The sequence below is a fragment of the Gymnodinialimonas ceratoperidinii genome, from assembly GCF_019297855.1.
Taxonomy (GTDB): domain Bacteria; phylum Pseudomonadota; class Alphaproteobacteria; order Rhodobacterales; family Rhodobacteraceae; genus Gymnodinialimonas; species Gymnodinialimonas ceratoperidinii.
In genome coordinates this window covers 1,139,200-1,161,932 of sequence record NZ_CP079194.1, presented here as the reverse complement: position 1 = coordinate 1,161,932, position 22,733 = coordinate 1,139,200, and the positions used below count along the sequence as shown (strand labels likewise).

The following is a 22,733-nucleotide window of genomic DNA, read 5'->3' as shown; positions in this document are numbered from 1 at the left end:
ATTCTGCATGTTGCAAACATGAACAATAGGTGAACAAAAGGCAAGAACCTTGGGTGGCTTGACATGACACCTTTTGGTTTCCTATAAACGTGAAACCGAAAGGTTCCATATTATGCAGACAGATCCACACGACACATTCAAAGCACTCGCGGACCCCACGCGGCGCGAAATCCTCGGGCTTCTCAAGTCCCGGGAGATGACCATCGGCGATGTCACGCGTCACTTCGACATCACCCGCCCGGCCGTCAAGAAACACCTCGCGATACTGGAAAGCGGCCGCCTGATCACCGTGACCCCACGGGGACGCGAACGGATCAACGCCATCAATCCGGAAGGGTTCAGAGAGCTGGAAAACTGGCTCGAGATCTTCGACCGCTTCTGGGACGACCGCCTCTCCGCCCTCAAAACAGCCGTCGAAAAGGACGCATCATGACCAGCCATACCATCGAGAAATCACTCATCCTCGCCGCCGCGCCCGCGAATGTCTGGGCGTTCCTCACCGATCCCGACAAGCTCGCGATCTGGTTCCACCGCCCGGACAACGCCCTGACTTCCCCCGGACCGTTCTCCATGCCCGGCGAGGACGGAGAGCCTCTGGTCTGGGGCGAAGTGCGCGAGGCCCGCGCGCCGTCGCATCTCTCCTACAGTTTCACCGCGCGTCCGATGGGCGGCCATATGACCGAGGTGACCTGGGAACTCTCGGAGCTCGAGGCCGGCACGCGCCTGCGCCTCACGCACTCCGGCATTCCGGCCGGCGCGGAAGCCTTCGGCCTGCTGACGGGGTTCGACGGCGGATGGGACCGGCACCTCCTCTCCCTTCGCGAAGCCAGCGCCGCGGATTGACCGGACCCCCTTGTCGGATGATCCGGCGCGCCCTACCTAGGGCTGTGGCGGATCTACCCTTCGCGTACCTGTGGCAACATTCCAGTGGCCTTAAGCAAATCCGAGGGAGCTGGCTCTGGCTTGGCCGTGGTCATGCTATCTGGCGCCCACCTGTACATACAGGTCCTCGGGAATATACGCCTCTACGGATGCGGTGGTCCCCGCCACTTTACCGCCCCCGGCAGGCCCTTCAGCCTCGCCAGGGGTCCGGTAAATCCGACATCTCCGACACCTGATTTGGCCCCTTGCCTTGGGTCAGCTGCCCCGAAGGTCTATATGTCTTGCCAGACAGTTAATGAGGCCGCCTGATGTCAGACCCTACCCCTCGGAATTCCAACTCACACGGATTGGCCCACGCCCGCGAGTTGCAGGGGCACCTGACGTGGCTCGAAAGCTTCTCGGGCGCTGCCCTGGCCGTGCTGGCGACGGCGTCGGGCATCTACACCTACCTCGGCGTGTCCTCGCTTCTCGATGATACCGGCGCCCTGTCGTTCTTCGCGGCCTCCGCCTATTCCATTGCCGTCTCGGTCGGCATCTTCGTCTTCTGGTCCTACCTGATGCGGTTGATGCCCGCGATGCGCACCGCGGGCGCCAAGTTGAAGCTGATGGGCGCCATGCTGTTGGGCTCGGTCGCGATCATCGCGATGTCGTCCTGGTTGAACGCCGCCGCCCTGGCAGGCGCCGCGGCGGTCGAGCAGCATCTGGCGCAGACCGTGCAGGAATATCAGGAAGCGCTGGAGCAGGCCCACGACACGGCGGTGAGCGCGCAGGCGCTGGAGCGTGACGTCGCGCGCGTGCGCCAGTCGTTCGAGGATCTCTCCGAGCAGGAAGCCTCCGGCAACCTCTCCGGCCTCGCGGGGCGCGGCGCGGTGTTCCGGGTCCTGCGCCAGAAGGCCGAGGAACTGGCCGCTTTGGAGGTGCAGATCCAGGCGCAGACACCGCTGATCGACGGCGCTTTCGAGGAGGGCAACGCGATCCTGTCGCGGATGCGCGCGCTGATCGTGGAGCCCGGCGCGGTAGAGGCCCGCTCCGTCGCTTTCTCCGAGGATGCGGTTCGGCTGGCGGGGCTGGTCTCCTCCCTGCGGCAGCTCTCCGTCGCCCCTCTCGTGGATCGCGCGGCGGAGGATTTGTCCGCGTCGGTGGTCCTGCCCGAACTCGATTCCGCCACCACCGGCGGGCAGGAGGCTCAGGCCTCCACCATAACCTCGGTCCTGCAGGTTCTGGCGTTGCGGGCGGCCTCGCTCGAAGAAGCCGCCGAGCAGGTTCTGGCCCGCCCCGCCGCGCCCCAGGTCAGCTACACGCCGATTTCCTCAGCCGACGCCGTGATCCTCTACGCCCGCAACTTCGTGCCCTCCTGGGCCGGCGCCATCGCAATCGACCTCTTGCCGGCTGTGCTGGTCCTGATCCTGATGGTCACCCAAGGGGCCATCCGGGCCGGTCGTGGCGATCTGCCGGCGGAAGACACGCTGACCCTCGCCGAATTGCGCTCCGCCCTCCACGCGATGCGCGAGATGGAGGCGCTGGATCAACCCGCCGCGGCCACCGACCCGGCGCGCGCCACGCCGCCAGAGAACGTCAAACCCCTTGCGCCGCATCCGGTGCGGTCGAATGACTGAAACGACACCCGAACCACGGGCCGGCGGCGGCGTCACGGTCAAACGAGCGATCACCGGCATTCTCGCGTTCCAGATCGCGATGGCCGTGGTTCTGGCGGGCTCCGACCTGATCGGCGCGCTGCCAAGCCTCTTGGCCGGACGCAACGCGCCCGCGCTCGATGCGCCGGTGGCGCCTGGCGATCAGGTACGGCGCTACCGGCCCGGGGATCTGCCCGCCCGCGAGCGCGGCAATCCCGACCGCCAAGGCCCGATCCCCGATCCCGGCGACATGCCCTCGCGTCTGCGGTTTTCCGTGGACGGCGACGTTGCGCTCCTGACCGGTCGGATTGCCTCCGGCGACGCGGCGCGTTTCACGGAATGGCTCGACGGCGGTGCGTCCTTCGACACCCTCCGCCTGCATTCGCCCGGCGGTTCCGTCGGCGATGCTCTGGCCATCGGTCGCATGATCCGCGAGGCGGAGGTCACGACATTCATGGAGCCCGGTGACATCTGCCTGTCGGCCTGCCCCTATGTGCTCGTCGGCGGCACCACCCGCCATGTGCCGGACGATGCCATGGTCGGCGTCCACCAGCATTATTTCGGCGAGAACACGGCCCTCCCGGCGTTTCTGGCGATTGAGGACATTCAGTTCGGGCAGAGCGAGGTCATGGCACATCTGGATGCCATGGGAATCGACGTGCGTTTGATGCAACACGCGCTGGCGACCCCCCCTGAAGCGATCTACGTGCTGCTGCCGGAAGAGCTCCTGCGCTACGGCATCACGGTGGATACGGACGCCTCGGACGAGGCCAGCGCGCAGCCCTGACGCTCACGCGGCGGTCCGCCCGTCACTCGCCTCTGCATCAGGCGTCTCGGGAAGTTTGAAATCGCTCAACAGATCATTGAGATGCCGAGATAGCGCCGAGGTTTCGCGCGCGGTGCGGCTGGAGCTATCGGCCATTTCCGAGTTGTGCGACGCGAGATTGTTCACGTCGGCAATCTCACCGGCAAGGTCATGCAGGCTCTTGGACTGGCGTGACGACCCTTCGGCCAAGCGCCCAAGTACATCATCGACATTCGATATCTCGCCTGAAATTTCATTCAGCACGGTCCCCGCCTCGTGCACCAGCGTCACCCCTTCCGCGATATTCGCGGTGCTGTCGTCGATCATGGATTTGATTTCCTGTGCCGCGCTGCCGGAGCGTCGGGCGAGATCGCGGACCTCGGAGGCGACGATAGAGAAGCCCCGGCCAGCCTCACCGGCGCGTGCGGCCTCCACGCCTGCGTTGAGGGCCAACAGGTTGGTCTGGTGAGAGATCTCATCGATCAGCATCAGGACCCGCTCGATCTCCCGTGACGAATTAGCGATGCGGTCCATCGCGTCAGTCACCGCGACCACGACGTCACCGGAGCGCTCGACATTGGACTTTGCCGCGCTCGCCAAAGCCGCGGCCTTTTGCACATCATTGGTGTAATCCCTGACCTCATCGGAGAGGACGATGATCCGGTCGTTAGTGGCATTCAGCGTCGCCACCTGTTGCCGGGTGCGGGTTTCAAGATCGGCGGCCGATTGCGTCATGGCTTGCGCGCGGGTTCCCAGATCCCCCGTCGCTCGTGCGATATCCCGCATGACGTCGCACAATCGGGCAACCGCGGCGTTGAAGTCGGCACGGATCGAATCGTATTCCGGGTCGAGCGGCACCGCGAAATGACGCGTCAGATCGGCTCGCGCCAGATCGGCAAGCCCCTCTGTCACCAGATCGACGACCCGCTGCGCCTTGCCGATGATCTGCGCTTCGTCCGCGTCCTTCAGCGCGGCTGCATCGCGGCGCATCACCAATGTATGTTCCTTGAACTCCTCAACCGCGGCGGCCATCTCGCCCACCGCATCAGAGTGCTCCGTGTCCGGTATTTCCACGTCATATTGACCGTTGGTAAATTGCTGCACCGCACTGGTAATTCGCTTCAACCGGCGGATCAGGCTCTCGAAGGTGGTGATTGCCATCAGGGTGCCGCAAGCGGCCACGAAGAGCGCGAAGGCCAGCTGGATCCAGAACGCACGTTGCACGGCGGTCAGCCCATCGAGCGCCGTGGTGCTGATTTGCATCGTCAGATCCTGCTCGACCGCGCGCAGGTGGTCGATCCACGCAGAGGAGACATCGTACCACGCCAAGGGGCGGCGCCCACTGATCCCGTTCAGGGGCATGGCGCGATCGACCGCGCCGCGAAACTGCTCGATCGCCTCGACGCTTTCATCGCTGATGATCCGCTCCGTCAGCCCCGGCATGTGGCTTGCCTGCCCGATGTTTTGCAATTGCGCGCCCATGGCGCCACGCAGCAGGAGAAAATCGGCGTAAAGATCATCCGGGAATTGCGGCCGTCCCAGACCGACCGCGCCGATGGTGCGCTCCTGCCCGGCAGTCTCTTTCGCGGCGGTCAGATGCAGGGCGGCCTGAATATCGCCCATTAGCCGCGGCTCCGTGATCATCCCCGCAAGCTCTGCCTGCACCGCTTGCAGCGGCGCGATCATCCCCGAGAAATAGTCGGAGAGTTCCGAGACATCCAACTGCACCCGGGTAATCGCCAAGCGTTGATCGGCCAGCTGATCGAGATCGGCCAAAACCGACGCGACAACCTCCGGCGCGCCAACCTGCAGGGACCTGAGTGTGCCGTCGGTCTGTTCACGAACGGCGTCGGTCTGCTGCCGTTGCTGGTTCAATTCATCGGTGAAAACCCGGCCATTCGACGTGATGAACCCTGCCGACAGCCCTTGTTCGCGCTGCAATTCATGCACGAGATCGGTCAGCGCGCTGAAATCCAGCGTCACGCGGTGGGTCGCTTCCGCATTGCGGATGTCCTGCCGCAGGCCCGCAAGCTCGAGCCAGACGAAATAGCCCAAGGTGATCAGCAGAGGCGCGATCATCAGCGCCATGCGTGTCCGCAGATCCATTCACCACACTCCGATTCGAGACTTCCCCGAAAACGTAGCGGCAACAGACTAACAGAGGGTTTAGAAGGCTTCCGGCTTGGCCTCGCGCGCCATGTGGTCGAGCACGGCGTTGACGAATTTCGCCTCGCGCCCCTCGGGGAAGAAGGCGCGCGCCACGTCGACGAATTCGGTGATCACCACCTTGGGCGGCGCGGTCCCAGCGACCAACTCGGCGCCGGCGGCGCGGAACAGCGCCCGCAGGGTCGGGTCGATCCGGTCGATCGGCCATTTCGCCACCAGGGCGCGGTCGGTCATCTGGTCGATAACCGATTGTTTTCCCACGGCATCTTCCAGCGTCTTGCGGAACAGGTTCGGATCGCCCTCGGCCATTTCGTCGCCCTCGTAGGTGGCGCCGAAACGGTAATCCTCGAACTCCACCCGGACCTGGTCATAGGACTGGTTCGAATGCTCCATCTGGAACAGCGCCTGCACCGCATAAAGCCGCGCGGCCGAGCGCATCTGGCGCTTTTCGTCCCGTGAGGGGCCCTTGGGTTTCTTCTCGCTCATGCTGTCGATGATCCGTCTGCGATCTCTATGGTGCCTCGGGGTTTGAAGCCGAGGCTCCCCTTAGGCGCGCCGTACTTCCGCGTCAACGCGATGAGGTGCAGAGCCGCCTCGGCGGCACCGCCGGCGGTGTTCAGCCGCGCGCCGTCGGCCCGTTCCTCGGCCTGCTCGCGGTTCTCGACCGTGATGATCCCGTTGCCGATGCACAGCCCCTGCAGCCCCAACATCGTCAGCGCGCGCGAGCTTTCGTTGACCACCACGTCATAATGAGAGGTCGCCCCCCGGATCACGCAGCCAAGCGCCACGAAGCCATCGAAATTGCTCAACCGATGGGTGATGCCGATGGCCGTCGGCACTTCCAGCGAGCCCGGCACTTCGATGGTCTCATGGGTCACGCCCGCGCGGTCCAGCACATCGCGGGCGGCCTTCAGCTGTGCCTCGGAAATGCTCGTGTAGTAGGGCGCGATCACGATCACCACCTTCACCGGCTTGTCGAACGTCGGCAGGCCGAGGTCGTTGTCGGAATGTCCAGCCATCATCCAAGCTCCGAAATCTTGCGCGTGCCCACGATGGTCAGGCCGTAGGCATCAAGGCCCACCACCTTGGGCTGCGGGGAATTGGTCAGGAGGATCATGTCGCTCAACTCCAGCGAGGACAGGATCTGCGCGCCGAGCCCGTATTGCCGCAGGGTCTGCGGGCTGACCTCGTCATCGGCCACCAGCTTCATCGTCAGGTCGCGCAACAGCACCAGCACGCCGCGCCCTTCCTCGGCGATCAGCCGCATGGCATCGGCGAATTCGCCCGCTCGGCCCTTGGGGCCGATGCCCACGACATCCAGCAGTGGGTCCATCGCATGCATCCGCACCAGCACCGGCTCATCACCCGAGATGTCGCCCTTGATCAGCACGATATGCTCGGCGCCTTGAGTCTGGTCGGTGTAGATCCGCATCTTCCACTCGCCCCCGAACTCCGAGGTGATCACCTCCTCCTGGTTCACCCGCACGAGGTTGTCGTGGCGGCGACGGTAGGCGATCAGGTCAGAGATCGTGCCGATCTTCAGGTTGTGCCGTTGCGCAAAGGCGATCAGGTCCGGCAGCCGCGCCATGGAGCCGTCGTCCTTCATGATCTCGCAGATCACGCCCGAAGGGTTCAGCCCGGCGAGCCGCGCGATGTCCACGGCGGCCTCGGTATGGCCCGCGCGCACCAGCACGCCGCCGTTCTTGGCGCGCAGCGGAAACACGTGGCCCGGCGTCGCGATGTCCTGCGCGCCCTTCGCGGCATCGATGGCCACCGCCACGGTCCGCGCGCGGTCATGGGCGCTGATGCCGGTGCTGACGCCTTCGCGCGCCTCGATGGAAATCGTGAACGCCGTCTCGTGGCGCGAAGAATTGTTGGTGCTCATCAGGCTCAGCCCAAGGGCGTCGATCCGCTCACCGGGCAGCGACAGGCAGATTAGCCCGCGCCCGTGGGTCGCCATGAAGTTGATCGCCTCGGGCGTCGCCATCTGCGCCGGGATCACCAGGTCGCCCTCGTTCTCGCGGTCCTCGTGATCGACGAGGATGAACATCCGTCCGTTGCGGGCATCCTCGAGGATCTCATCAACGGAAGAGATCGCGTCCGACCAATCTTTCTCGACGGGTCCCGGCGTTTCGAAGGCTTGGGTCATATGGCGGCATCCCTATCTCGCGCGGCTGATACCACAGGCAGATAGTCGAAGCCGCCCCCGTTGGAAAGGGACCCCGGCGCGTCAGCCGGGGAACATCACGTCGCGCGCGATCGTGCCACCCAGTCCCGCCGTGGCGCTCCATTCGCGCTCCAGCGCCGTGGCGGCCACGACAACCAGCCCGTCGACGGGCACGTCTGCCTGCCGCGCCAAGGCCCGCAGATTGTCCCGCGCGGCGCGCCACGGGGTCGCGAGGCTCGGCGCCAGCCCCGCAGCATCAATCAACCCCGGCTCGACCCATGCTTGCGGCGCGCTTGCTCCATGGACCGCGACGAGCCGCCGCGCCGCGCCCTCCAGCGCCGCCAGCCGCGCGCGCGAGGCCGCAGGCATCTCACCGGCCCGGTGCATCCCCAAAGCGTTGTCGGAAAACAGGAACCCCACGATATCATGCCCGGTCACGGCACGAACGGTCGCATAGGTCTTGTAGGGCAACCCCAACCGCTCCGCCCGCTTCACCCGCAGACGCACGATCTCCAGGGGCAGGCTCGGCAGCAGCGCCGCGCGCGCCCGACTCCAGGCCACCTTGCGAAACCCATGTCCTGCCGCCATCGACGGCCCGCCATTATGCCCGATCCCCGCCATCACTCACCCTCCATCCACGCATCCGAAGCCACCGCACCAACCGTCGCTGACCGTCCCTTCGACACCAACCTCGAGCCACCGCGACCTATAGTTCCCTCGAAATCCAATCACGGCGCTGCCCGGAAAAACGACCCGACGCCCACCAACGCAGCACTCTACCGAAACAACGCCCAACCGAACCCAAGGCTCCCCCGCGCCCTCAACCCAAAGCGCCACGCCCGCAGCACACCACGAGCGCTCCTTCATCTTGGCCAATACAACTCAATCCCAAGGCCCGCCCCAAGCGCAGCCGGATCAGGTCACCCCCGCTCGCCCTGCCAATCGGCCAACCGCGCCACGTAACGCGCCAGCGTATCGATCTCGAAATTCACCCGGTCACCGGCCCTCGCGCGCCCCCATGTGGTCACGTCCTTGGTGTGCGGAATGATGTTCACGCCGAATTCGGACCCGTCCACCTCGTTCACCGTCAGCGAGGTGCCATTCAGCGCGACCGAGCCCTTGGGCGCCACGAAGCGGCCGAAATCACCGGGGGCGCGGAAGGTGAACCTTGTGCTGTCGCCCTCGTCCTCGACGCGCAGGATCTCGGCCACCCCGTCGACGTGACCCGACACGATATGCCCGCCCAATTCGTCGCCCACTTTCAGCGCACGCTCGAGGTTCAGCCGCGTGCCGACCTCCCATCCGCCGATGTTGGTCTTCGAGACCGACTCGGCCGAGATATCGACGTCGAACCAGTCGTCGCCCATGTCCACGACGGTCAGGCAGACGCCGTCGCAGGCGATCGAGGCGCCCATGTCGACGGTTTTCATGTCATAGGTGGTGCCGATCCGCGCCCGCAGGTCTCCGCGATGCTCCAACGCGCGGACCTCGCCCAGATCGGTGACAATTCCTGTGAACATGCGCAATCTCCCCTGCTTCGCTCCCTGTTATCGCGCCCGGCACATCGCCGTCCAGCACCCTCTCCCGCGCCGCCGCGCGCCGCGCCTCACCCACACGCGACCGGACACGCAGATGTCACATTTCAGCCCCGGCCCTGCCCTTCCCTTTTGCTCTTGTCAGGCAAACCCGGCTAGACAGACCCGACACCAAAGGATCCGACACCCCGATGGCCCCCAGCCACGCCGACCGCAGCTTCCTGTTCCTGCAAGGCCCCCACGGGCCCTTCTTCAGCCGCTTGGCGGAGATGCTGACCCATGCCGGCGCGCGGGTCTGGCGGGTGGGCTTCAACCGCGGGGACGAGGCATTCTGGCCCGACCGCGCCACCTATATTCCCTTCACCGATCCCGGCACCGATTGGCCGGACCACGCCGCGCGGCTTCTCGATAGCCACGGCATCACCGATCTGGTGCTCTACGGCGACACCCGCCCGATCCACGCCGAGGCCATCGCGCTGGCCAAGGCGCGCGGCATCACCGTGCACGTCTTCGAGGAAGGCTACCTGCGCCCCTACTGGATCACCTACGAGCGCGGCGGCGCCAACGGCCACTCGCGCCTGATGGAGACCTCGGTCGACCAGATGCGCCGCGCGCTCAAGGATCTCGACCTCGACCTGCCCGATGCCCCGGCGAAATGGGGCGACATGCGCCAGCACGTCTTCTACGGCGCGCTCTACCATTGGTTCGTCATGGCCCGGAACCAGCGCTACGCGGCCTTCCGTCCGCACCGGACCCTGACGGTGACACAGGAATTCCGCCTCTACCTGCGCCGCCTCGCGCTGATGCCGCTCCTCTGGCTCGACCGGGTGCAGGCGACCTACCGGATCAAGACCGGCGGCTTTCCCTACCACCTCGCACTGCTGCAACTGGCCCATGACGCGAGCTTCCGCGATCACGGCCCCTTCGACAGCATGGACGAGTTTCTCGAGGTGCTGATCTCGGGCTTTGCCGACGGCGCACCGGCCCATCATCACCTCGTCTTCAAGGCGCATCCGCTGGAGGACGGCCGTACCCCGATCCGGGCCGACATCAAGCGCCTCGCCGCGGAACACGGCGTGACCGACCGGGTGCATTACGTGCGCGGCGGCAAGCTGGCGCGGCTCCTGAACGATGCGCGCTCGGCGGTGACGGTGAATTCCACCGCCGCGCAGCAGGCGCTCTGGCGCGGATTGCCGCTCAAGGCCTTTGGCCAAGCCGTCTACCTCAAGCCCGAATTCGTCTCCGAGCAATCCCTCTCCGCCTTCTTCCAGAACCCCTCGCGCCCCGACAGCCGCGCCTACCGCGATTACCGCCATTACCTGTTGGAAACCTCGCAGATCAGCGGCAGCTTCTACTCGTCCCGAGGCCGCAGGCAGCTCCTGCGGCAGGTGGTCGACATGATGCTCTCGCCCGAGGATGCCTATGACGCGCTCGACGCCGGGCGACCGGCACCAAGGCAACACCTTTCCCTCGTAAACTGACGCGCGCGTTGCAAAAGGGTTTCCCGAACCTGCCTTTTTGGCTAATCTGCAAAAAAACGAGAACAAAATATCTGAGGCAGTTCAGGCTAAAGGAGCCATCCCCGTGACATCGAGGGTTCCCCGTTTCGCGCGGATCACCGCGCTTTGCACTTGTATCGTGGCGCTATCGGCTTGCGATGTGCTCACCCGCGTCCTTCCATCGGCAGGCCCGACCCGCAGCCAGATCTTCGCCGGTTCGGTCCAGAACGAGGGCGATGCCTTCGTGGTCGAGGTCAACCAACGCGTCACCGCCGCCACATCTCTCGTGCCGACCCTTGGTTTCCCGCGCGAGTTGCTGAACGCGGGCGTCTCCAACACCGACCTGATCCGGCCGGGCGACCTGCTGTCGCTCACCATTTTCGAAAACGTCACCGACGGCCTGCTGGCCGGTGAGGGCGCCAATGCCGCGCAATTGACGACGCTTCAGGTCGATACATCCGGCTTCATCTTCATCCCCTACGCTGGCCGCATCCGCGCCGCGGGCAACACGCCCGAGCAACTGCGCGAGGTCATCACCCGCAACCTCGACGAACAGACCCCGGACCCGCAGGTCATCGTCACGCGTGAGGCCGGCGACGGCGCCACCGTGGTCGTCGCAGGTGACGTCAACGGTCAGGGTATCTTCCCGATCGAGCGTCCGACGCGGACCCTCTCCGGCGTGCTCGCCGCTGCCGGCGGCAGTGCCCTCGACCCCGAGGTGACGCGCGTCACGCTGGTGCGCGGGGGCCATACCGGCACCGTCTGGTATCAGGACATCTTCCGCGATCCGAACGTCGACGTGGCGCTGCGCGCCGATGACCGCATCGTGGTTGAAGGCGACACCCGCCAGTTCACCGCGCTTGGCGCGACCGGTGCCCAGACCATCGTCGAATTTGAGAGCCGCGTGATCTCCGCGATCGACGCGATTGCCTCCGTGGGCGGCCTCAACCCCTCGCTCGCCGATCCCACCGGCGTCTTCGTGCTCCGCAACGAGCCCGAGGAACTCGCCAACCTCGTGCTTGGCCGCGACGACCTGATCGGCACCCAGCGGATGATCTACGTGCTCGACCTCACCGCGCCCACCGGCATGTTCGAGGCCCGCGACTTCGTCATCCGCGATGGCGACACGGTCTACGTGACCTCGGCGCCGATCACCCAGTTCAACACCGCGATCTCGGCGCTGACCGGCACGTTGAGCGGCGTCACCGGGCTCACGGAATCCGTCGGCGCCGCGAACTGAGCCATGGCAACGCCCGGCACCACCGGGGCGGGGGCGCAACAGGCCCCGCCCCGCCGCCGCGCCTTCCACTTCAACGCGGGCTTTCTCACCAACGCCCGCGTGCGCCGCATTCTTTCCCTCGCAGGCTATGACCTGAAGCTCGGCAAGCCCGAGGCCACCGATGATGTCGTGGTCTGGGGCCACTCGCCCTATGCCCCGCGCGGCGAGGCCGTGGCCGAGGCCACCGGCGCCTCCCTCGTGCGGGTCGAGGATGCTTTCCTGCGGTCGCTCCACCCCGGCCGCTCCGGCGAGCCGCCCCTGGGCCTCGTGGTGGACCGCCGCGGCGTCTACTTCGATGCGACCGGGCCCTCTGATCTCGAACACATCCTCGCCAGCCATCCGCTCGACGATACCGCCCTCCTAAACCGCGCCCGCGATGTCATGGCCCGCATGGTCGAGGGACACCTGTCGAAATATGCCGCCCACGATCCTGATCTCGCCCCGCCCCCGCCGGGCTATGTGCTGCTGATCGACCAGACCCGCGGCGACGCCTCCATCGCCCTCGGACAGGCGACCCCTGACAGCTTTGCCGAGGCGCTCGCCTGGGCGCGCGAAGATCACCCCGACGCCCATATCGTCATCAAGACCCACCCCGAGACCCGCACCGGCCACCGTCCCGGCCATTTCGACGCCGAGACCCTGCCGCCCAATGTATCGCTCGAAGATCGCCCGATCAGCCCCTGGCGCCTGTTCGAGGGTGCGCGCGCCGTCTACTGCGTCACCTCGCAGGCCGGGTTCGAGGCCATTCTTGCGGGCCACAAACCCGTGACATTCGGCGTGCCCTTCTACGCAGGTTGGGGCCTCACCGATGACCGCCGCCCTACCCCGGCCCGCCGCCAACGGACGCTGACCCGCGCGCAGCTCGTCGCCGGCGCGCTGCTGCTCCACCCCACATGGTACGACCCCTACCGCGACGCGCTTGGCGAGGTGGAAGACGCCCTCGGCGCGCTCGAGGCCCAAGCCCGCGCCTGGCGCGAGGATCGCGCAGGCTACACCGCGCTCGGCATGCGCAGCTGGAAACGCGGCCACCTGCGCGCCAGCTTCGGCCAGCACGGCCCCCTTCGGTTCTCGGCCCAGCCCGAGCCGGATCGCCCGACATTGGTCTGGGCCAGCCACGCCACGCCCGACCTCGCCGCCGCCTGCGGCGATGCGCCCCTCCTGCGGGTGGAAGATGGCTTCCTGCGCTCGCGCGGCCTCGGTGCGGAGCTGGTCCCGCCCCTCTCGCTGGTCCGGGACGACCTCGGCATTTACTATGACCCGACCCGCGAGAGCCGGCTGGAGCGTCTGATTGCCGAGGCCGCCACCCTCCCCCCGCCGCGCCTCCTTCGCGCCGAGCGTCTGATCCAGACCCTGCGCCGCGCCGGGCTGACGAAATACAACCTCACCGGCGGCACCCTCCCCGATCTGCCGCCGGGCCGCGCCGTGGTGCTGGTGCCCGGCCAGGTGGAGGACGACGCCTCGATACGCCTCGGCGCGGGCGCGGTGTCGACCAACGCGGCCCTCCTCCACCAAGCCCGCGCCCTCTTCCCCGAGGCTTTCGTGATCTACAAACCCCACCCCGATGTGGAAGCCGGCCTGCGCCCCGGCGCGCTCACCGAGGCCGAGGCCGCGCCCGCCGATCACATCGCGCGAGAGACCGGCGCCGTGGCGCTGCTCTCCGTCACCGATCACCTCGTCACCATGACCTCCGCCATGGGGTTCGAGGCGCTGATCCGGGGCATTCCCGTCACCACCCTGGGCGCGCCCTTCTACGCCGGATGGGGCCTGACCGACGACCACGGCACCATCCCTTCCCGACGCACCGCACGCCCCTCCCTTGCCGCCCTTGTCCACGCCGCGCTGATCACCTATCCGCGCTATACCGACCCGGTCACAGGCCTCCCCTGCCCGGTCGAGATCGCCGTCGAACGGCTGCGCACAGGCGCAGGCGTCCCCCGCAAACCATCGCTCCGCGCCTTGGCAAAATTACAGGGATGGCTGGCAGGGCACAGCTGGCTCTGGCGCCGCTAGGTTGCACAAATGCGACCTGACACAGCGCCACTCACAGAGTTACCCACAGGTATCTAGCGAAATTCAAATATCTCAGGTGTGACGCCGCCAAAGGCTCAGCGCATCCGGCCCCAGCTGTTCAACCCGCTCCAACGCGAACCGGGGCGCCTCCGCCAAAGCCGCAATGCCCATCGCGCCGACCGACGGCGTGCCCTCCGCGCCCAGCATCACGCCGCCCGAAAACACCGCGAGCCGATCCACCGCGTCCGCCGCCAGAAGCGACGCCGCCAAGGCGCCACCACCTTCGCAGAAAACCCGTGTCAGGCCCTCGTCTCCCAACCGCCGCAACGCCGCGTCCGCGTCCACCTGCCCGCTGGCATCGGGCGTCACTTCCAGCAGCCGCGCACCCACCGCGCTCCACGCCTCCCGCGCCGCAGCCGGCGCGTCCGGGCCATGGACCAACCAGACCGGCACCTCCCGCGCACTGCGTCCCAGAACCGAGTCCACCGGTAGCCCCAACCTGCGCGAGATCACCACCCGCACCGGCTGCGCCACATCGCCCATCCCGCGCACCGTCAACGCCGGGTCATCGGCCCGCGCCGTGCCCGCGCCCACCATCACCGCGTCGTGGCGGCCGCGCATCCAATGCACCCGCCGCCGCGCCTCGGGGCCGGTGATCCATTGGCTCTCGCCACTCGCCGTCGCGATCCGTCCATCGAGCGAGGTCGCCACCTTCAGCGTCACCATCGGACGCCCTTCGCGCACCCGCGACAGGAACCCCTCATGCACCCGCAAAGCCTCCGCCTCGCAAACCCCCGTAACGACCTCGATGCCAGCGTCCCGCATCCGCGCGATGCCGCCGCCCGCCACCCGAGGATCAGGATCGCCACAGCCCACCACGACCCGCGCCACCCCGGCGTCGATCAACGCCTGGGCGCAAGGCCCGGTCTGCCCGGTATGATTGCAAGGCTCCAGACTGACATAGGCGCAAGCCCCGCGCGCGGCGTCACCCGCCTGCCGCAGGGCCACGACCTCGGCATGGGGCCGCCCGCCCGGCGCTGTTGCGCCACGTCCGACGACACGACCGTCGCGCACCAGCACGCAGCCCACGGCGGGGTTCGGCCAGACCTTCCCAAGCCCGCGCGCGCCGAGGCTCAGCGCCAGAGCCATCCAGCGCGCGTCACTCATTTCAGCTTTCGGTGGTCTGTGCAGGCGGTCGCAATTCCGAAAGGAAATCCTCGAAATCGCCCGTTGCCTGGAAGTTCTTGTAAACGCTCGCGAAACGCACGTAGGCGACGGTATCGATCGCCGCCAGACGCTCCATCACGATCTCGCCGATGACCTTCGACTGCACGTCGGTCTCGCCCAGGCTCTCCAGGCGCCGCACCATGCCCGAGATCATCTGGTCCACCCGCTCCGGCTCGATCGGCCGCTTCTGCAGGGCCATGCGGATTGAGCGCTCCAGCTTCGAGCGGTCGAAATCCTCGCGCTTGCCGCTGGACTTGATCACCACAAGATCGCGCAGCTGCACCCGCTCGTAGGTCGTGAAACGCCCCGCGCAGGCCGGACAGAACCGCCGCCGCCGGATCGCCACATGGTCCTCCGCCGGACGCGAGTCCTTCACCTGGGTGTCCACATTTCCGCAAAATGGGCAACGCATGGCGCAGCCTCCCGTCTCTGTCGCGCTCCGGAGGAACCCTCGCCGCGCCGGCCTCTGTTTTGGGGCTTTTGCCCGCTTATCCACAGGCACTATAGGGAGCACGTCACGGCTTGTGTAGGCCCAATCCACCCCTACAGGATATGGCACCGCCCGCCTGTTGCACTCCGGTCAACATGCCCTTCATCTTTTTCCAAATACGGCCCCCGGCCCGCCCCACACGGGCCGCCCCGCCGATGGTTCGCCTCACTCCGACAGCGCCGCGCGACCCGCCTCGTTCAAACGGTAGACCCCGGTCGAGACCTTCTCGAACCACCCGTAGTGATTGGACCGCATGATCAGCGTCGCCCGCGCAACGCCGGTGGATTTCGCCACCTCCGCGCCCTTGGCCGCGCCCGCCAGCGCAAGGAACTCGGCGCAGAGCGTCGCCTCCTGCCGGTAGGCCGTGACCCGCGCGCCCTGCAGGCCGCCAAGGTTCGGATCGCCCTCGCGCCGCTCGAATTCGCTCACGATCATGCGCCGCTTCCGCGCCACCTTGCGCGGCGTGTAGGGGCCGGGCTCGGCGTAGACCTTCACCGTGCCCGCCTCCACATCCACCCCCATGACGCCCAATCCCAACCGGCGTGCCATGCGCACATTCTCCCGCAACGCCTTCAACCAGGGCCGGCCGCGCCCCTTGGCCACGGCGAGGTAGACGCAGTCACAGACCGCCAATCGCGCGATTCCCTGGTGGAACAGGGTCAGCGAGAAGCCCCGCTTCAACTCCACCACGACCATGTCCTCGCCGCGCATTCCGACGACATCCGCCGGTCCGATCTCTCCCTTGACGGTAAAGCCATGGGCCTCCAGATGCGCTTTGACGGGGGGATATAGATCGGTCTCTTTCATCGCGCCCCACGCTATGCGCAAATATCGACGGCGTGAATCCCCGAAACAAGCGGTTCAGGGCCGATTCACGGCTTGACACCCCGGCGCGGCCTCCGTACTTCCCAATTCAGATTTTCCGGGCGCAGAGTCTTCTCCGCGCCCTATTGGTTTCAGAGCCCCCGGCAGATCGCCCCGGCCCTGCTTGAGATACGAAGAGGACACCCCATGTCGCGCGTCTGCGAACTGACCGGCAAAGGCCCGATGACGGGCAACAACGTAAGCCACGCCAAGAACCGCACCCGCCGCCGGTTCCTGCCGAACCTGAGCGACGTGACGCTCGGCTCCGACACGCTGGACCGCCGCTTCAAGCTGCGCATCTCCAACGCGGCCCTGCGCACCGTTGACCACCGCGGTGGCCTCGACGCATTCATGGCGAAAGCCAAGGACGCCGAGCTCAGCGAGCGCGCGCTGAAGATCAAGAAAGAGATCGCCAAGGCGCAGGCCGCACAGGCCTGATCCCCGATCGATAGGCTGCAGGCGGCTCACCCCGCCGCATCCGACACCTTTCGCCCCGCCGGGATGTCCCGCGCGGGGCTTCGTGTGTGTGGCAGTTCGCGGGCGTTTGACCCTTGGCCCCGACCAAGGCCCCGCGCTACAAGCGCGTCCATGATCCGCCGCGCGCTCATCCCCACGTTCATCGTGTTTGCCTTGGTGCTCACCAGCCTCGCGGCTGTTGTCGCGCAGACACGCATGGCGGTGGCTGGCGGCTATTGCGGCACCGGCGCGCCGATCCTGCTGCTCGACCGCGCGGGCGTCCCGATTCTCGATGACGCCGGAGAGGCCGTCGCCGCCCCCGAGTGTCCCGCCTGTCATCTGGTTCTGGCCGCGACACCGCCGCCCCGCGCGGGCGTCCAGCCGATCCGTGCCACGCTCCGCCCGGCGCAGCCCTTCACCGCACATCCCCTCACTGCTCTCCATGTTTTTCAGGGTGGCCATGCCCGCGCACCACCGCGCGGTGTCTGAGCCAAAGACACCCCTCAAAAACCTACGAGAGACAATATGACCTTCAAAACAACGCTCCTCGCCACCGCCTTCGCGGTGCTCCCCACCCTTGCGTCCGCCCATATGGTGATCGAAGACGCCTATGCCCGCGCCTCTAGCCCCGTCGCCCAGACCGGCGCGACCTTCCTAACGCTGTTCAACCATTCTGACACCGACGACCGCCTGATCGGCGCGTCTTCCGAGGCGGCTGAACGGCTGGAGCTGCACACGCATATCGAGGAAGACAATGGCATCATGCGGATGAGAGAGGTCGAAGACGGCTTCCCCGTCGCGGCTGGCGAGCGCATTCACCTCACCCGTGGCGGCATGCACGTGATGATGCTCGGCCTCACTGGCCCTCTGGTCCAAGGGGAGGAGATCGAAGTGACCTTCACCTTCGAGCATGCCGACCCCGTCACCCAGACCATCGTCATCGACAACGAGCGTCAGCCGGGCGCTGGCGCCCATGGAGAGCACGCGGACCACGGCGCGATGGACATGGACATGGACGACGCGGATCACAGCGGCCACGGCTCCGACCACTGATCCATCGAGACGACAACGGCTCCGCCCTTCCCGAGCGGAGCCGTCATGTCTCAGCCCTGCGCGCCGCCGGTCAAAAGCCTGCCGGCGCGCAGAATCTCACCCGTTCGGTCAACCGCAGCTTTGCTCGGCCAGGGTCGAGAATGTCCGCCACGCCGACCACATTTCCTCGTCGCGGGCCCGGTCGGACTGCCGCGTATCCTGCGCCCGTTGCGGATCGTCGAACCACCGCGCCCCTTCGCGCATCTGGCGCCGCGACAAGGTCACGTCGGCCGCATCGCCGATGCAGGAGCACAGGCTCCGCGATGAGTACTGGTCGGATGCCATGCAGGCACGCTGGATCGGATTGGCTTGGACAGATTGCGGAACAGCCATGACGGCCACCGCAACAGCGGGGTATATAAATCGCATATCAATCGCCTCTAATGTAACGGGTCTTTTTGCCCGGTCTGCTCTGCCGGCATTATGTCTGACTCGGGCGGCGCGGGTCAATTCACGACTTCGCCGATCAATGCAGGCGCGCTTGGGTGACGTAGACGACGATCCGCTCCTCCCCGAGCGCGCGCATGGCCTCCAGCCGGTGCAGCCCTTCCAGCAGGACATAGCGCCCCTTCCCCTCGCGCACCCGGATCGGGGTGGTTTGCCCGTTCTCGAGGATATCATGGGCCAGAGCGTCCACCCGCTCGGCCTCCAACGTCTTCTTCCGCTTGGCGGGCACATAGATGTCGTCCATTCGCAGCGGGATCTGGTTGGGCATCGCTCATCCTCTCAGCGGCTTCAAAGCGAGCCTAGCACAGCCATCGCGCCACGGCGTTACGTTAAGTTTTGGCGGCGGCGCGCCCATGCCGCAATCAACACACCGACCCCCGCGGCACCGTCACGAGCCAATGGCAGCCCCGCTCCCGCCTCCCGACGTCCCGAGCCCCGTCACATCGCGCGGCTCCGACCGAAGCCCGGCCCATGGCACGCCCACCGCCCCGCTCCACCGCTCACCATACTGCGCGCACCCGCTTCTTCGTCCCCTCCGCGCACCGATACCCCCGCTGCTCCACCCCATCTGTACCGGCAAAGAAAACCCGGATGCCGACAAACGCGCGCAGGCCCTTTCCCCGCCCCGCCCAACACGCTACATCCCCTTGAAACCCTCGCTTCAAGGCCGTCCCATGACCGACCTCAACCGCATCCGCAATTTCTCCATCGTGGCCCATATCGACCACGGGAAATCCACGCTGGCCGACCGGCTGATCCAGCTCACCGGCACCGTGGCCGAGCGCGACATGCAGGCGCAGCTGCTCGACCAGATGGATATCGAGCGCGAGCGGGGCATTACCATCAAGGCCAATACCGTCCGCATCGAATATCCTGCCAAGGACGGGAACACCTATATCCTCAACCTGATCGACACGCCGGGCCACGTCGACTTCGCCTACGAGGTCTCGCGCTCGATGAAGGCGGTGGAGGGGTCGCTTCTGGTCGTCGACGCCTCGCAAGGGGTCGAGGCGCAGACGCTGGCCAACGTCTATCAGGCGATCGACGCGGATCACGAGATCGTGCCGGTGCTCAACAAGGTCGACCTGCCCGCGGCCGAGCCCGACCGGGTGCGCGAACAGATCGAAGACGTGATCGGCATCGACGCCAGCGAAGCCGTCGAGATTTCCGCCAAGACCGGCGTCGGCATCCCCGACGTGCTGGAAGCCATCGTCACCCGCCTGCCCGCCCCCACGGGCGACCGCGACGCGCCGCTCAAGGCGATGCTGGTGGACAGCTACTACGACAGCTACCTCGGCGTCGTCGTCCTGATCCGCGTGATCGACGGGGTCATCAAGAAGGGCGACAAGATCAAGATGATGCGCACCGGCGGGCAGTATCCCGTTGATCGCCTTGGCGTCTTCACCCCGAAGATGAAGGACATCCCCGAGCTTGGCCCCGGCGAGATGGGCTTTCTCACCGCCTCGATCAAACAGGTGCGCGATACCCGCGTGGGCGACACGATCACCCACGAGAAGCACGGCGCCACCGACGCGCTGCCGGGCTTCAAGCCGTCGCAGCCCGTCGTCTTCTGCGGCCTCTTCCCGGTTGATACCAACCAGTTCGAGGACCTGCGCGACGCGATCGAGAAGCTGGCGCTCAACGACGCCTCCTTCTCCCACGAGATGGAGACATCCGCCGCGCTCGGTTTCGGTTTCCGTTGTGGTTTCCTTGGGCTCCTCCATCTTGAAGTGATCCGCGACCGGCTGGAGCGCGAATACGATATCGACCTGATCACCACCGCGCCCTCGGTCATCTACCACGTGCACATGCGTGACGAGACGATGGTCGAGCTGCACAACCCCGCCGACATGCCCGACCCGGCCCATATCGACCGGATCGAGGAGCCGCGGATCAAGGCCACGATCCTCGTGCCCGACGACTACCTGGGCGATGTGCTGAAGCTTTGCCAGGACCGGCGCGGCATCCAGCAGGACCTCACCTACGCGGGCACGCGGGCGATGGTGGTCTACGACCTGCCCCTGAACGAGGTGGTGTTCGATTTCTACGATAGGCTGAAAAGTGTTACCAAAGGGTATGCGTCGTTCGATTACCAGATGATCGGCTACCGCGAGGATGCGCTGGTGAAGATGCAGGTTCTGGTCAACGATGAGCCGGTCGACGCGCTCTCCATCATGGTCCACCGCGACCGCGCCGAGACCCGCGGCCGCGCCATGGTCGAGAAACTCAAGGAACTCATCCCCCGCCACATGTTCAAGATCCCGATCCAGGCAGCCATCGGCGGCCGCGTCATCGCGCGCGAAACCCTCTCGGCCATGCGCAAGGACGTGACCGCGAAGTGCTACGGCGGCGACGCCTCGCGGAAGCGGAAGCTCTTGGACAAGCAGAAGGCGGGCAAGAAAAAGATGCGGCAGTTTGGGAAGGTGGAGATCCCTCAGAGCGCCTTTATTAGCGCACTAAAGATGGACAGTTAGCACGCAAAGGGGCCAGCCATAGCTGGCCCCTTTGCGTGACGGTGGGCGAAAGCGACTTTTGCGTACAAAAGTCTGCGGGCCCACACAGGGGTTACGGCGCGGAGTCCCGTGCTTCTAGTGTGTCCCTAAAGGCAAGCCGTTTGCACGTTTAACACCCCCCGCCCGGCTCCGCCGGAGAGCGCCCGAACCGCCCCCGTCGTGCCAATGGCACGCGTGACGCGGACGCTGCTCACCCCCCTCGGCTCAGACTCGCCGCTCACCATCACTGTTCCGAAACACGCAACGTCCCCGACGCTCCCCGCCCACAACCCATCGCAACATGCCAAGTCCCGCCCGCCTCCAGCGGTGTACGGGCTGTGTACGGGATGTGCACAGGTGTCACGCGGCCAGAAACGCCGCCACAGCCGCCTCGAACTCCCGCGGCTTCTCGGCGTGCAGCCAATGCCCCGCTCCGGGAATCTTCGCGAAGCGTGCGGCGGGAAACAGCGCCTTCACCCGCTCCCGATGTTCCGGCAGAACGTAGTCCGACTCCCCGCCCGAGAGCATCAGGACCGGCCCCTCGAAGCAGCTCTCGACCTCGGGAAACCCGAGCACGGCGCCCATGTCGGCCTCCAACTGGTCGAGGTTCAGCCGCCAGCGTTTCGCCTTCACGTCCAGCGATTGCAGCAGGAAGGCACGCACCCCCGGCTCCTCGATCTCTGCCGCCAGTTGCCGGTCCGCGTCGCCGCGGGTCTCCACCCGCGGCAGATCCACCGTCCGCATCGCGTCGATCATGCCCTGCTGCGTGTGCCCGTAGGCGACCGGCGCGATGTCCGCGACCACCAGCTTGCGCAGCGTCTCAGGGTGGTTCAGCGCCAGAACCATCGCCGCCTTGCCGCCCATGGAGTGCCCGACAACATCCGCCTGCCCTCCATTTTTCGCAATGATTTCCGCAAGATCGCCAGCCATCGCCGGGTAGTCGTGGGGGGCGTTCCACGGGCTCGCGCCGTGGTTGCGCATGTCAACGGTGATCACGAAACGCGTCTCCGAGAGGCGCTTGGCGATCACGTTCCAGTTGCGGGCAGATCCGAAGAGCCCGTGGGCAATCAGGATCGGCGGAGCGGCTGTTTTCGTGCCGAAGGTGTAACTTTCCAACATGACACAGGCATAGGGGGCCGGGCGCGAAAACGCCAGATGCACCAGGGGTTGAGGGCACCGCGCCCAGGGCGTAGCTTCCCGACCGAGCGAATGAGGGGCACGACGATTCCATGGATCACGCAGGGTATCAGCAGATGACCGAGGAGTTGCGCGCGCTGATGGCCGAGCGTCTCTCGGTGCGGGCGCGCAGCTTCCCCAAGGCCGTGCGCAAGGCCGGTCGGCTGCTGCCCGCGCCTGCGCGCACCGCGGCGCGCGAGTTGATTGCCCTTGAACCCCGCCTCGCCCATCCCAAGCTTGCCGCCCGCACCGATCCCGCCCAGGCGACGCGCGCAGCCAATGTCATTCGCAACAGTCTCGCCCGGCGCCGCCCCGGTGCCCGTGCCGGTCAGCGCCGCAGTCTGCTAGCCGCCGAAATCGGCTTCCGCGCGCTCGTCGTCATCGGCGCCGGCATTGCCTTTGTGCAATGGATCGGCCCCACCTGAGACGCCGCCCGAGCACGCTACACGCCACGAAAAACGGCGCGAGAAAGGCCTCCCCTCCCCGCGCCGCATGCCTGTCAGAGCCCGCCC

24 protein-coding genes are annotated in these 22,733 nt (G+C 66.4%); 12 read left to right on the top strand and 12 right to left on the bottom strand.

Annotation, left to right across the window (positions count from 1 at the left end):
* Window positions 1-73: 73 nt before the first annotated feature.
* From KYE46_RS05660 to KYE46_RS05645, 4 genes are all read left to right on the top strand, one after another.
* Window positions 74-433 (top strand): ArsR/SmtB family transcription factor, encoded by a 360-nt coding sequence (locus KYE46_RS05660; RefSeq protein WP_247716925.1) that lies wholly within the window; start codon window positions 74-76, stop codon window positions 431-433.
* Window positions 430-843 (top strand): SRPBCC family protein, encoded by a 414-nt coding sequence (locus KYE46_RS05655; RefSeq protein WP_219004076.1) that lies wholly within the window; start codon window positions 430-432, stop codon window positions 841-843. Before KYE46_RS05660 ends, KYE46_RS05655 begins: the two co-directional genes overlap by 4 nt.
* Before the next feature lie 347 nt (window positions 844-1,190).
* Complete coding sequence (locus KYE46_RS05650; RefSeq protein ID WP_219004075.1) at window positions 1,191-2,498, top strand: hypothetical protein; 1,308 nt, start codon at window positions 1,191-1,193, stop codon at window positions 2,496-2,498.
* A complete protein-coding gene (locus tag KYE46_RS05645) occupies window positions 2,491-3,303 on the top strand; it encodes a COG3904 family protein (protein WP_219004074.1) in 813 nt (270 codons plus the stop codon). Before KYE46_RS05650 ends, KYE46_RS05645 begins: the two co-directional genes overlap by 8 nt.
* 3 nt (window positions 3,304-3,306) lie before the next feature.
* Here KYE46_RS05645 and KYE46_RS05640 read toward each other — a convergent pair whose 3' ends face one another.
* The 6 genes from KYE46_RS05640 to KYE46_RS05615 form a co-directional block, all read right to left on the bottom strand.
* Window positions 3,307-5,427 carry a methyl-accepting chemotaxis protein gene (locus KYE46_RS05640; RefSeq protein WP_219004073.1) on the bottom strand — a complete coding sequence of 707 codons (2,121 nt, stop codon included), beginning with the start codon at window positions 5,425-5,427 and terminating at the stop codon, window positions 3,307-3,309.
* 60 nt (window positions 5,428-5,487) lie between these two features.
* Window positions 5,488-5,973, bottom strand: coding sequence for a transcription antitermination factor NusB (nusB, locus tag KYE46_RS05635; protein WP_219004072.1), 486 nt, complete (start codon window positions 5,971-5,973; stop codon window positions 5,488-5,490).
* The gene (locus KYE46_RS05630) at window positions 5,970-6,506 is read right to left on the bottom strand and encodes a 6,7-dimethyl-8-ribityllumazine synthase (RefSeq protein ID WP_219004071.1); all 537 of its coding nucleotides are present in this window, start codon (window positions 6,504-6,506) and stop codon (window positions 5,970-5,972) included. Before KYE46_RS05630 ends, nusB begins: the two co-directional genes overlap by 4 nt.
* Window positions 6,506-7,636 (bottom strand): 3,4-dihydroxy-2-butanone-4-phosphate synthase, encoded by a 1,131-nt coding sequence (ribB, locus tag KYE46_RS05625; RefSeq protein WP_219004070.1) that lies wholly within the window; start codon window positions 7,634-7,636, stop codon window positions 6,506-6,508. Before ribB ends, KYE46_RS05630 begins: the two co-directional genes overlap by 1 nt.
* An 81-nt stretch (window positions 7,637-7,717) precedes the next feature.
* Window positions 7,718-8,275, bottom strand: coding sequence for a hypothetical protein (locus tag KYE46_RS05620; RefSeq protein ID WP_219004069.1), 558 nt, complete (start codon window positions 8,273-8,275; stop codon window positions 7,718-7,720).
* Window positions 8,276-8,574: 299 nt separating this feature from the next.
* Complete coding sequence (locus KYE46_RS05615; protein WP_219004068.1) at window positions 8,575-9,174, bottom strand: riboflavin synthase; 600 nt, start codon at window positions 9,172-9,174, stop codon at window positions 8,575-8,577.
* 206 nt (window positions 9,175-9,380) lie between these two features.
* On the opposite strand from KYE46_RS05615, the gene KYE46_RS05610 reads away from it, so the two are divergent.
* The 3 genes from KYE46_RS05610 (at window position 9,381) to KYE46_RS05600 (ending at window position 13,977) form a co-directional block, all read left to right on the top strand.
* Complete coding sequence (locus KYE46_RS05610; RefSeq protein ID WP_219004067.1) at window positions 9,381-10,670, top strand: capsule polysaccharide biogenesis protein; 1,290 nt, start codon at window positions 9,381-9,383, stop codon at window positions 10,668-10,670.
* Window positions 10,671-10,773: 103 nt separating this feature from the next.
* Window positions 10,774-11,928: a polysaccharide biosynthesis/export family protein gene (locus KYE46_RS05605; protein ID WP_219004066.1), complete on the top strand. Its 1,155-nt coding sequence runs from the start codon at window positions 10,774-10,776 to the stop codon at window positions 11,926-11,928.
* Window positions 11,929-11,931: 3 nt separating this feature from the next.
* Entirely contained in the window at window positions 11,932-13,977 is a 2,046-nt protein-coding gene (locus KYE46_RS05600; protein WP_219004065.1) for a capsule polysaccharide biogenesis protein, read from the top strand.
* Window positions 13,978-14,049: 72 nt separating this feature from the next.
* Here KYE46_RS05600 and ribD read toward each other — a convergent pair whose 3' ends face one another.
* The 3 genes from ribD to KYE46_RS05585 all read right to left on the bottom strand — a co-directional run bounded on the left by ribD (window position 14,050) and on the right by KYE46_RS05585 (window position 16,501).
* Complete coding sequence (ribD, locus tag KYE46_RS05595; RefSeq protein WP_219004064.1) at window positions 14,050-15,144, bottom strand: bifunctional diaminohydroxyphosphoribosylaminopyrimidine deaminase/5-amino-6-(5-phosphoribosylamino)uracil reductase RibD; 1,095 nt, start codon at window positions 15,142-15,144, stop codon at window positions 14,050-14,052.
* Window position 15,145: 1 nt separating this feature from the next.
* Window positions 15,146-15,616 (bottom strand): transcriptional regulator NrdR, encoded by a 471-nt coding sequence (gene nrdR, locus KYE46_RS05590; protein ID WP_219004063.1) that lies wholly within the window; start codon window positions 15,614-15,616, stop codon window positions 15,146-15,148.
* A 243-nt stretch (window positions 15,617-15,859) separates the two neighbouring features.
* Complete coding sequence (locus tag KYE46_RS05585; RefSeq protein ID WP_219004061.1) at window positions 15,860-16,501, bottom strand: DUF2161 domain-containing phosphodiesterase; 642 nt, start codon at window positions 16,499-16,501, stop codon at window positions 15,860-15,862.
* Window positions 16,502-16,705: 204 nt separating this feature from the next.
* Here KYE46_RS05585 and rpmB point away from each other — a divergent pair, with 204 nt between their 5' ends.
* The 3 genes from rpmB to KYE46_RS05570 all read left to right on the top strand — a co-directional run bounded on the left by rpmB (window position 16,706) and on the right by KYE46_RS05570 (window position 18,067).
* On the top strand, window positions 16,706-16,996 hold the full coding sequence (gene rpmB / locus KYE46_RS05580) for a 50S ribosomal protein L28 (protein WP_219004059.1): 291 nt from the start codon (window positions 16,706-16,708) through the stop codon (window positions 16,994-16,996).
* A gap of 150 nt (window positions 16,997-17,146) precedes the next feature.
* A complete protein-coding gene (locus KYE46_RS05575; RefSeq protein ID WP_219004057.1) occupies window positions 17,147-17,503 on the top strand; it encodes a DUF2946 family protein in 357 nt (118 codons plus the stop codon).
* A 36-nt stretch (window positions 17,504-17,539) separates the two neighbouring features.
* On the top strand, window positions 17,540-18,067 hold the full coding sequence (locus KYE46_RS05570) for a copper chaperone PCu(A)C (RefSeq protein WP_219004055.1): 528 nt from the start codon (window positions 17,540-17,542) through the stop codon (window positions 18,065-18,067).
* Window positions 18,068-18,175: 108 nt separating this feature from the next.
* On the opposite strand, the gene KYE46_RS05565 is transcribed toward KYE46_RS05570, so the two are convergent.
* Window positions 18,176-18,475: a hypothetical protein gene (locus KYE46_RS05565; protein WP_219004052.1), complete on the bottom strand. Its 300-nt coding sequence runs from the start codon at window positions 18,473-18,475 to the stop codon at window positions 18,176-18,178.
* A gap of 97 nt (window positions 18,476-18,572) precedes the next feature.
* On the bottom strand, window positions 18,573-18,821 hold the full coding sequence (locus tag KYE46_RS05560) for a ParB N-terminal domain-containing protein (RefSeq protein WP_219004050.1): 249 nt from the start codon (window positions 18,819-18,821) through the stop codon (window positions 18,573-18,575).
* Between the two features lie 406 nt (window positions 18,822-19,227).
* On the opposite strand from KYE46_RS05560, the gene lepA reads away from it, so the two are divergent.
* Entirely contained in the window at window positions 19,228-21,027 is a 1,800-nt protein-coding gene (lepA, locus tag KYE46_RS05555; protein WP_219004048.1) for a translation elongation factor 4, read from the top strand.
* Between the two features lie 378 nt (window positions 21,028-21,405).
* Here the strand turns inward: lepA and KYE46_RS05550 are convergent, their stop codons facing one another.
* Entirely contained in the window at window positions 21,406-22,164 is a 759-nt protein-coding gene (locus tag KYE46_RS05550; RefSeq protein WP_219004046.1) for an alpha/beta fold hydrolase, read from the bottom strand.
* 134 nt (window positions 22,165-22,298) lie between these two features.
* Between KYE46_RS05550 and KYE46_RS05545 the strand changes: the two genes are divergently transcribed.
* Window positions 22,299-22,646, top strand: a complete 348-nt coding sequence (locus tag KYE46_RS05545; RefSeq protein ID WP_219004043.1) for a hypothetical protein — start codon at window positions 22,299-22,301, stop codon at window positions 22,644-22,646.
* Window positions 22,647-22,733: the final 87 nt, after the last annotated feature.